A 7,223-nucleotide genomic window follows, 5' to 3' on the forward strand; every position below is an offset into this window, starting at 1 on the left:
ATGGGTTTGTTGCTCGGTGGGGTGAAGGGCTGGAGCTTACAAACAGAGAAGCCGGAAAGAACTGAATGTTCCTTCCGGCCTCTTCTTTTTTAGAACATGATCTGACGCTATACAGCGTTGTCTGGATTGGTCAGAGCGAAGCCTTGAACTATTGCTAGATGCTTCACTAAGTCACATGACGTTTGCATTAGGTGCTGGGCCTTGTTGGGATCAGTCGGTTGGTAGTAGGTAGCCAGATTACGGAAAGCCTTTGCAAGATGCTCTGAAATTCGCTTGTGATAGTCTAGTGCGTATTGAATAGCAACGCTTGCGAAGTGCTTTGCTCTGTCATTATTTCCTGCGTTGTTGCTATGCTCGGCGATTTGAATGTAGCCTTCTAGATATTTCTCAATATGCTCTATTGGTGTAACCGAGAAGGAAGAAATTGCTATCAGAAACGTTTCCCAAGCTTGGTCGGTGTAGCCCAGCTCTGCCAGTAGGTAAGACCTAGTGATATCAATGTCGTCTAACTGACGTTTGTGTGTACGCTCAAGCATTTCGAATAAAGCCTTTGCCTTATCCAATGTCAATAAAGCATTTAGGTATTTTCCTTGCTTGTATAGTGCTTCTCCAAGGCTTTTGTGAGTGTCTGCGTATTGGTACGGCACCATTCTGTTCCTGATCTCTTTGGTGCTCAGCAGCTTTTGAAAAGTCTGTTCTGCCAGATCGCATCTATCGGTAACAAGATAGATGTCGCCAAGGGTTTCGTAAATAGAAAGCTGATACTCATAGTAATTCTTGGATGCTGGGTCGAGTAACTTCAGTAAAGTGTTGGCAAGAGCTTCTGCATCTTCAAGCATGTCGTCCACCCAAAGCTCTTCCAGGGAATTGAGTGCGTCAGAAATATGCTCTTCTTTGTCAGCTGCTAATGCTTTAACGAATTTGTTAATGTCCATGATGTGTGGTCCTACTTATTTTATGGGTTGATAAAAAGAATGTATGTATTACCAGCTTTTCTCAAGTAAAGGCTTTATCCTGTCATACTGCCCTCTTGGTATTTTCAGAAAAGACAAACAATTCATTCCTAGAATGAAATCATCCAGGTCGTTAAGAGAGTACTCCATTTCCTGTTTAATATCTTCCTCGTCACCGTAGCAACTGTATTGCCGACACTTCGGGTCTCTGCAAAGTTTGAGAGAGTTCCAGTAAAGGTCTGACTGATTCCTGTTGTCAAAGCCTATTAGTACAAAGCGCTTTCCTTCAATTACTCTAAACATTATTTTTGTTCCTATATGTAGTGGTTAGTGGTTAGGCTGAATTGTTAACTGATATACTGTGCATCTGACATGTGCCTGTAAGGGCCGCATTTGCCTTTTAACGAGCCTTTTGTTCAATTTGCATAGTAAGTGCCCAGAATATGCTTTGAAGGCTTAAAACGGCTTTAATCCTGTTCAATAAGTATTTATTGAGCATCTTTGCTTGTAGGTAGCTCAGTATCTCCTTCTTCGTTAAAAGTGATTTTCAGCTCTGGATTTACCACAGCCAGTTTCCGTAGTGTTGACCGAACCTCTCTGATCGCGTTCTCCATATCTCTCCACCGCTTTTGCGCTTCTCTGGTGTTTAGGCCATGCTTCAAAGCATTCATGTTGCCGAGCTTTGTTGGGTGCTTTGCGGGTGTTCCTGCCTTTGTGAATAGTGTGTCGTTTTGTGTCATTTGTTTTGCCCCTGTGTTTCAGTGTTAAAATTTCCAATTACTGCCTTCGATCCTTCCGATATCTGAATCTTCTCCACCTTTATGATCTGTGTTCCTTGCCGTTTGTACTTTCCAAGAGCATCCAGAGCCATTGTAAAAGTTCGGGTAAGCCTGTTCGCCAGACCCAAGTATTTCTCCTTCGTTTCCAAAATAACTGATGATTGAGCCTCTGCAAGAAGGTCAATGCTTTGCATGTGCAGGGCAAATAGCTGCAAATGTAGAAGCCCTTCCAGTGGAGAATCAATCTTGCATCCTCTGTAAAAATCCAGGAATTTTTCAAGATTTTCTTCATCCCTGCATCCCTTGGGTAATGATGCCTTGAATGCTGGCGTTATCAGCAGATGTGCAAGCTGTTTGCTTGTTCCGAAGATCGTAGGAACCATTGGGGTAGGCTTTACCTTCTCTTGCTCTGTCGGCTGCGATGTGTTTTTGGTTTGCTCCATAAGTGTTGTCCTTTGTGGTTAGTTGAACTGTGACTCGTTGGTTTTAAAAAGCGTATATTAAATAATGTGGTATTTGTATTCAAAAGTGAAGTGATTTTTGAAAAGAAATTCAAATTTCTTTTGGTGTGATGCGCGATGGCGTATTTCTGACGGGCTGTCAGTATTTGTGGAAGCCCATTAGGCAGCATACAGATAAAGAAATGATAGATGGATATTATACCGCAGTTTCCAGCTGATAGTTGGGGGCTGCGGTTTTTTATTTTTGGGGAGGGGGATGGTGATTTGTCGGGGCTTGGTGATGGCTCAGTGAGGGGGGGCTGTAAGAGGGATGATACTTTGAACTGAAGTAGTGAATGGTCCGAGTGGAGTACTAGAGAGATGGACGAATTTAAGACGAATCCAGAGCGGAAGTAATAAGGAAGGTGATGCCGGGTGCTGTTAGTCCTTGGCTAGTACCTGCTGTTTTAGACTGAGAGAACGAATTTTAATTTTCTTTGTACCAGTCGCTTCACTTTTTCGGTTTTCACGACATTATTTACTAGCTTCGAATTCGAAAGCGAAATCAGAAAAAGTTTTTTTCGAAATTCACTTCAAAAATGCCTTCAATTGTCCCATTATTTACAGTGGGGAATTTTCTTTTGGAAAACAACACGAACCAGCAGGACGAATCAATGGACATAAACCTGACTGATTCTGGAATGCTTCAAGGGGATCAAAAAAATTTAGCCAAGCTTTGTATTGGAGTGCGAAAAGGTAGGGGGCCGCCCTTCGGATGGTTCCATGATCTTAACCAAGGCACAGGAACATTGGATTTAACCATTAGCAACAAAGGATACGCGAAATGACAACCAACATTACCACTGAGACGACTTGTACGGAAACTAATGATCGATCTGATCAGAACCAAACATCTAACAGCGAGGAAGGTATGGAAATTAGACAGAAAGCATTAGCTGCTAAAGTGTCTGTTTTTGAGTCTGCTATGAACCCTGTACCGGTTGAAGAATTGAAGACAAGTGTGGCATTGACAAAAATATTCAATAATGAAGGCATGAAAAAGCGAATTGAACATGCTCGAAAATTGTTGAAGGAACATGGTTCTGATGCTTATTCTGCGTACAAGAAAAATTTGCCTGCTGTAACATTCTCAGGCGTATTCTCTAAGCGAAACAACGCATCAATAACTGAACCAAGTGGCCTGATAGTTCTGGACTTTGACCATACAGACGAACAGACTGAAAGCTTAATGGAGGCTATGAAATCTGATGAGTACGTAGTTGCTGCTTTCAGAAGTCCTAGCGGTTATGGAGTAAAGGTTTTACTTTACGCTGAAGCGATTAGAAGCGATGCTGATCACAAAGTATTTTTCAGCGCAGCAGAGAACTATATTCATCAAAAGTATGGCCTTAATATAGACAAAGCCTGCAAGGATATAGCTCGGCTGACTTTTCTATCTTACGATCCAGATATTTATGTTTCAAAAAAACCCAAAGAATTTGAAATTCTGAAATGGTTGCCAAGGGATGAACCAAGTAAGGAATCAAATGATTCTGAACCAGCAAAAAAGGCACCGAGCAAGCCTACAACTCAACATGAATACTCAGGGAAGGCTCTTTATGCCTGGAAAATTGTTGAGTCTGCGTGCGAACGTATTCGGAAAAGTCATCCAGGCAATCAGCATAATCCCCGTCTGAAGGAGGCCAGGTTGGTAGGTGGGTATCTTCATTACGGTCTTGATGAGGAGCATGTTTATGAAGCTCTCCAACGTGCTGTTGAAGATAGTGGCGCAAAGGATATCAAAAGTGCTCTTAAAACTATTCGTGATGGAATCAAATACGGAATCGACCATCCAGCAGAGATTCCTGACCTTGAAAGAATGACGGTTATGACGGTTGATGACGGTTCCCAAAACCCAACCGTCATCCGTAAACCCAGCAATACCAACGGTCCTGACGGTTATGACGGTTATGACGGTTATTTTGAAAGTAAAACTGTAAAAGCAATTCCACCTGCCCCTCTCGGTGTATTTCATCCAGCCCTCAGGCTATGCATGCAAGAAATTGCGACTGCAAAGCAAGTACCGATTGAAATCTGTATTGCTGCAATGTTAGCATTTCTGGCTACGTTGGTAGGAAGATCATGTGGTCTGAAGATCAAAGACAACTGGATTGAACATGGGAATCTCTATATTGCCATAGTAGCAAGATCAGGTGTGGGGAAGACACCAGCTACAAACTATACATTCAAGGCAATCACGGATCTTGAGAGAATGTATTACTATCAGTATGAGGATGATATCAAGATGTATCAAACTCAGTATGATATATGGGAAGAAACAAAGAAAGACAAAAAACTTCAAAATGAGAATTCTATTTGTAAGCCTGACCATCCTATCAGGAAAGAAATAATTGCTGACGATTTTACTATTGAGGCACTAACAAACTCACTGATTTACAATCCGAAGGGAATTGCGATCATCAAAGATGAAATCAGTGGTTTGTTCTACAATCTAGACAAATATTCACAGAAACAAGGGGGTACTATAACCAGACTAATTGAGGCATATGATAGTAGAGACTGGAAAACAAACAGAGTAAACAACAATAGGAATTCATATGTTCCTGATGCAACATTGTCTATTTTTGGAACTATACAACCTGGTATTTTGAAAAATATCTTTAAACAAACAGAAATTGAAAGTGGATTCACATCTAGATTTGCATTTATTAATGCATATCCCAACGGACCTTCACTGTGGAGTGACAAGTGTGAATCGAAAGACGTTGGTGATATACTTGAACATATAGCATTTAAGATGTCTTTATTACAGCCTGATCCCATTCCTACTGAGATTCAGTGTGCTGAGGAGGCTAAAAATTCTTTTATTGAGTTCAACAATGAGATTTCTACTCAATCTTGGATGGGCTCTGCTGATAATGAAGACTCAGTTCTTCAAAAGATGAAAGCTCGGTGTTTAAGGATCTGTTTATTAATGCACATTTCAACTCAAATACTAGAAAACAAAGATATAACTACCAATGTATCTCTGGAAACTATGAATAATGCTATTACATTAACACACTGGCTTATTCAGCATACTAAAATTACTTGGAGCATGCTGAAAGACAATTCTACTCTAGCTACAGGTAAAGAATTAATGGTTGCCCAGGCTATCATTAATCTTGAATCTTCAGTAAGAAACAATTTCCTATCTACACAGGCTATTACTGAGGAGGTTAACCGAGATCAAAAACCTGAACATCACCTCTCTCCATTAACTGTAGGCAAAATTCGTAAAAGTCTCAATATTAACGAGGGACGGAATCCTAGTCAGCGAGGTTGGGAAATCACCCCTGCTGTAATAGCACATTGTCGTTCACTAGTCGAAAAAACCGTCATAACCGACATAACCGTCACAACCCAGGAAAATCAAGGGAATACATATGACGGTTGGGATATTTCAACCGTCATCAACCGTCATAACCGTCATTCCTTGCCTTACCAAGATCCATTTGAATCATAAAAAAGCACAGACTCAGGAAATCATAAAGGGCTGTGAGCCAATAACCGAGGTCTCTTCACGCTGTTTACATTCAACCAGAGTATCAGCGCCCAATATTGCTGGCAAAGCTGGCAATCATATTTAATCTCGACCTCAAACATTGGCATAAAAAAGAGGCACAGCCCTGATTTTCAAAAACAGATACCAAAATTTGTTATAAGACATTGCTTCCAAGGAGCAAGCTATCCAAATACCAACTACTAACCAAAAGGAGCTTATCATGTTAATGGACATCAACACGTTCGAATCGGCCCTGGAGCATCAGCAATCAGTTCACACTCAGACAACCCTCGGAAACCGTGCATCCTACATCGGCGCATCAGATGTAGGCCAATGTCCCAGAAAGGCCGTACTCGGCAAGATCATCCCCAAGAAGCCTGACCTCCGTTCCCTACTTCTGATGAAGCGGGGCCACCTGGCAGAACAAATTGTTTTGGAAGCCCTGGCAGACTTCGACCCAACTCATCAGGCAGAGCTGGCCCTGTACGTTGAGTATTGTCCAACCTGTTTATGGTTTGATCCCTTCGAGCCAACCACCAAACAAATCTGCCCTCGTTGTTCCGAGCCTCTGGACATTCTGCCCCTGAAAGCGCACCTCGACATTCTGCTGCCAGGTCAGCGAATTCTGGAGATCAAAACCTCTGCCCTTACCGAAATCCCTACTGCCTGGGAACGGCAGCTTGCCATGCAGATGTTTCTGCTCAGTCGTACAACAAACCGGCAAGGTATAGACGGTGCCATCGTCGTCCTGGACCTCGGCAAAGGCACAATGCTGATGCAGAATCATTACCGGCACGATCCCGAAGCAGCCTGCCCACTACTCAACAGGGCCATCCAAATCTGGGAAGGCTTAAAAACGGCCTCCCAATCAGAAACACCCGAAGCCCTCCCTCTTCCCTGCGAGCCTTCCCCCCTTTGTGGCTACTGCGCCTACCTCGGAACCTGCCCCGCCTACTCCGGCCCAGAGCTTCCGGAACAGCTTCAACCTCTTCTGGAATCATACCAGACCCTCACAGACCAAGAAAAGCACATCAAGGCCCAGAAGGAAACCACCCGAGACAACATCCTGAGGCTTCTACGTCCCGGCACCTACAAGGCCCGTAATCTGCGAATACGCCTTACCGAACGGTCCCGCACATCTACCAATCTCAGAAAGGTAGAAGCCCTTCTCGGCGAACTCGGTCAGAACATCTCTGACTACCAGTCAACCAGCACCTACCCGGTACTGGAGATCAAAGCCGCCTAACCACTTCCCCCTCTCCCATTACTGAGCATCACGGGCTCATCCCGTACCAATCAAGAAGCTCAACCCCCTCTCTTCCCCCTACTCATCACAAACACCGCCCTGGCTCTGACCCAACCCATCAGAGAACGGCACAGCTACGCCCAGGAAAGGAGGCACACAGCATGGATGCGCCCATGAACATCGTACACCTGCGCCATTCCAATGGCGGCAATCCAAAGGACTGGATTGCTATAGCCGGAG

At 43.5% G+C, this 7,223-nt stretch carries 4 protein-coding genes; 2 read left to right on the forward strand and 2 right to left on the reverse strand.

Going from position 1 to position 7,223, the window contains the following annotated elements; genetic code table 11:
- Positions 1-107: 107 nt before the first annotated feature.
- Positions 108-935 carry a hypothetical protein gene (locus AC559A_RS18415; RefSeq protein WP_498819160.1) on the reverse strand — a complete coding sequence of 276 codons (828 nt, stop codon included), beginning with the start codon at positions 933-935 and terminating at the stop codon, positions 108-110.
- A 754-nt stretch (positions 936-1,689) separates the two neighbouring features.
- Entirely contained in the window at positions 1,690-2,175 is a 486-nt protein-coding gene (locus AC559A_RS18420) for a hypothetical protein (RefSeq protein ID WP_498819161.1), read from the reverse strand.
- An 841-nt stretch (positions 2,176-3,016) separates the two neighbouring features.
- Between AC559A_RS18420 and AC559A_RS18425 the strand changes: the two genes are divergently transcribed.
- Together AC559A_RS18425 and AC559A_RS18430 are read left to right on the forward strand one after the other, a co-directional pair.
- Positions 3,017-5,698 carry a DUF3987 domain-containing protein gene (locus AC559A_RS18425; protein WP_498819162.1) on the forward strand — a complete coding sequence of 894 codons (2,682 nt, stop codon included), beginning with the start codon at positions 3,017-3,019 and terminating at the stop codon, positions 5,696-5,698.
- A gap of 259 nt (positions 5,699-5,957) precedes the next feature.
- Positions 5,958-6,983, forward strand: coding sequence for a hypothetical protein (locus tag AC559A_RS18430; protein ID WP_498819163.1), 1,026 nt, complete (start codon positions 5,958-5,960; stop codon positions 6,981-6,983).
- The last annotated feature ends 240 nt before the right edge of the window (positions 6,984-7,223 follow it).

It is taken from the genome of Desulfonatronum zhilinae, from assembly GCF_900182865.1.
Lineage (GTDB): Bacteria > Desulfobacterota > Desulfovibrionia > Desulfovibrionales > Desulfonatronaceae > Desulfonatronum > Desulfonatronum lacustre.